This window comes from Microbacterium sp. (assembly GCF_035556355.1).
Lineage (GTDB): Bacteria > Actinomycetota > Actinomycetes > Actinomycetales > Microbacteriaceae > Microbacterium.
This window is the reverse complement of sequence record NZ_DATMFG010000051.1, coordinates 1-3208: the sequence shown is the minus strand read 5'-3', so window position 1 is coordinate 3208 and position 3208 is coordinate 1. Positions and strand designations below refer to the sequence as shown.

Sequence of the window (3208 nt, the reverse complement as noted above, 5' to 3'; positions counted from 1 at the left end):
TTCTTGCGGATCGTTGTCATGTTTCTCCTTGAGAAGCGTCTACCCGTCGGGTAGATGACCCGGACGGGTCAGGCGCGGGTGGTCTCCCGCACGTCTGTGGTGCCCGCCGACGCCGGGGTCAGCGGGAAGTGGCAGGCGGCGAGCTGGGCGTCGTCGCCCGTGAGCACGGGCAGCACGGTGTCGCAGCGCCGCTGGTCGTCGGCCGACAGCGTGGCGCGCACGGGGCACCGGCTGGCGAAGCGGCAGCCGGGGATCTCCTCGACCGGGCTGGGCAGGTCGCCCTCGAGGACGACCCGCTTGCGGCCGCGCTCGAGCTCCGGGTCGGGCAGCGGCACCGCCGACAGCAGGGCCTGCGTGTACGGGTGCCGCGGGGAGGTGAACACCGCCTCCGTGTCGCCGGACTCGACCACCTGGCCCAGGTACATCACGGCGATGCGGCTCGAGATGTGCCGGATCACGGACAGGTCGTGCGCGACGAACAGGAACGCGACGCCGAGCTGCGCCTGCAGGTCCTCGAGCAGGTTGATGACGCCGGCCTGGATCGACACGTCGAGGGCGGACACCGGCTCGTCGAGCACGATGAGCCGCGGGTTCACCGCCAGGGCGCGCGCGATGGCGATGCGCTGGCGCTGGCCGCCCGAGAACTGCGACGGGAACCGGTCGACGTGGTCCGGGTTGAGGCCCACGAGCTTCATCAGCTCGTCGATGCGGGCGTTCGTCTTCTGCCGCGACCAGCCGTGCACCTTGAGCGGCTCGGCGAGCACGTCGTAGACCGGCATGCGCGGGTCCAGCGAGCTCATCGGGTCCTGGAACACGATCTGCAGGTCGCGTCGTAGCGCCGACCGCTCCGACTTCGAGAGCTCCTCGAGGTTCTTGCCGAGCACGGCGACCCGGCCGCCCTGCGGCGCCTCGAGCTTCATGATCTCGAGCAGCGTCGTCGTCTTGCCGGAGCCGGACTCGCCGACCAGGGCGACCGTCTCGCCGGCCCGGACGTCGAACGTCACGCCGTCCACCGCCTTGACGGTGCCGACCCTGCGGCGCAGGAAGCCGCCCTTGGTGAGCGGGAAGTGCCGCTTGAGGCCCTCGACCTCGAGCACGACCTCGCGCTCCGAGCGCGGCACCGACTCGAGGCTCGACTCGGCGGCCTCTTCCACCTCGTAGGCGTCCTCGAACGTGACGCCCTGCTCGGCGAGCTCGTCGGCGCGCACGCACGCGGCGAGCGTCTCGGGCCGGCCCGCCACGGGCAGCAGGTCGGGCTCGGCCGTGCGGCAGCGGTCCTCGGCCAGCGGGCAACGGGCGGCGAAGGGACAGCCGACGGGCAGGTCGACCAGCGACGGCGGGTTGCCCTGGATGGGGATGAGGCGCCGGTTCTCGCCGCGGTCAGGCCGCGGCACGGCGCCGAGCAGGCCCATCGTGTACGGCATGGCGGGACGGGCGAACAGCTCGTCGACGGGGGCCTGCTCCACCGGCCGGCCGGCGTACATGACGAGGACGTCGTCGGCCACGCCCGCGACGACACCGAGGTCGTGGGTGATCATGACGACGGCCGCGCCGGTCTCGCGCTGCGCCTTCTTGAGGACGTCGAGCACCTGCGCCTGGATCGTCACGTCGAGGGCCGTGGTGGGCTCGTCGGCGATGATGACGTCGGGGTCGTTGGCGATCGCGATCGCGATCATCACGCGCTGGCGCATGCCGCCGGAGAACTGGTGCGGGTACGCCTTGAGGCGCTCGGCCGGGTTGGGGATGCCGACCAGGTCCAGCAGCTCGATCGACCGCTCCCGCACCTGCTTCCGGTTCAGGTCCTGGTGCAGGTCGAGCGCCTCGGCGAGCTGGTCGCCGATGGAGAACACCGGGGTCAGCGCCGACAGCGGGTCCTGGAAGACCATCGCCATCTCGTTGCCGCGGTACTTCGACAGCTCGAGCTCGCTCAGCCCCAGCAGCTCGGTGCCCTTGAGCTTGATGGAGCCCTCGACGCGGGCGTTCTCGTCGAGCAGACCCATGACCGACAGCGACGTCACGGACTTGCCGGATCCCGACTCGCCCACGATGCCGAGCGTGCGCCCGGGCATGAGGTCGAAGTTCACGCCGCGCACGGCACGGACGGTGCCCGCCTCGGACGCGAAGCTCACGTGCAGGTCGCGCACGCTCAGGACGGGGTTCATGCTCGGCCTCCCGACCGCGAGTTCGGATCGATGGCGTCGCGCAGGCCGTCGCCGATGAGCTGCACGGAGAACGTGAGCAGCACGAGGGCGATCGACGGCGCGATCAGCACCCAGGGCGCGGTGAGGACGACGCTCTGCCCGGCCTGGAGGATGGTGCCGAGCGAGGTGTCGGGGGCCTTGATACCGAGGCCCAGGAAGGACAGCGCCGTCTCGGAGTTCACCGCGGAGACCACGCCGAGCACGGTCTGGATGATGAGCACGGACCCGAGGTTCGGGATGAGGTGCCGGCGGATGATCGTGAACGACCGCACGCCCATGTACTTCGCGGCGTGCACGTAGTCGAGCTCGCGCAGCGACAGCGTCAGGGTGCGCAGCACGCGGGCGTACCCGATCCAGCCGAACACCGTGATGCCGAGGGTGAGCCACAGCCAGCCGTTGGCGCCGGACGACGACCGCACGATCATCGCGATGAGCAAGAACGACGGGATCACGAGCAGCATGTCGAGGATCCACATGCCGACGCGCTCCACCCAGCCCTCGAAGAACGCGATGGTGGTGCCGACGATGGCGGCGATCACCGTGATCGCCACCGACGACAGGATGCCGATGGCGAGCGAGCGGCCGAGGCCTCGCGCGACGAGGGCGAAGACGTCGGACCCGCCCGTCGTCGTGCCGAACCAGTGCTCGGCCGAGGGGGCCTGCGCGAGGGCGAGGAAGTCCGGCTCGTCGTAGCCCCACTGCGCGATGCGCGGGCCCACGAACGCGAACACGACGAGCAGCACCAGCATCACGAGCCCGACGACGGCGGACGGGCGGCGCGCGAAGCGACGGGCTATGAGGGTGAGGCGCCCGGTGCGCCGCAGCCCGGTGCTCTGCTCCTCCTCCCCCGTGAGGACGGCGGCGGAGGTGACGGTCAGCTCGGAGTCAGCCATGTGTCCAGCCCTCTCAGCTGATCCGGATGCGCGGGTCGAGCCACGCGACCACGACGTCGGCCAGCAGCGCGCCCACGAGCGCGCACACGCCCGCGAACGCCGCGATGCACGTCG

2 protein-coding genes are annotated in these 3208 nt (G+C 71.0%); both read right to left on the bottom strand.

Annotated elements, in window-relative coordinates; translation table 11 throughout:
* Window positions 1-68: 68 nt before the first annotated feature.
* The gene (locus VNR19_RS14365) at window positions 69-2162 is read right to left on the bottom strand and encodes an ABC transporter ATP-binding protein (protein ID WP_325727907.1); all 2094 of its coding nucleotides are present in this window, start codon (window positions 2160-2162) and stop codon (window positions 69-71) included.
* Window positions 2159-3094: an ABC transporter permease gene (locus VNR19_RS14360; protein ID WP_325727905.1), complete on the bottom strand. Its 936-nt coding sequence runs from the start codon at window positions 3092-3094 to the stop codon at window positions 2159-2161. The genes VNR19_RS14365 and VNR19_RS14360 overlap by 4 nt, the downstream gene beginning before the upstream one ends.
* Window positions 3095-3208 lie beyond the last annotated feature (114 nt).

Bases quoted from the DNA above. Each gene is read 5' to 3' on its own strand.
- VNR19_RS14365 (WP_325727907.1), bottom strand. From the start codon at position 2,162: ATGAACCCCGTCCTGAGCGTGCGCGACCTGCACGTGAGCTTCGCGTCC.
- VNR19_RS14360 (WP_325727905.1), bottom strand. From the start codon at position 3,094: ATGGCTGACTCCGAGCTGACCGTCACCTCCGCCGCCGTCCTCACGGGG.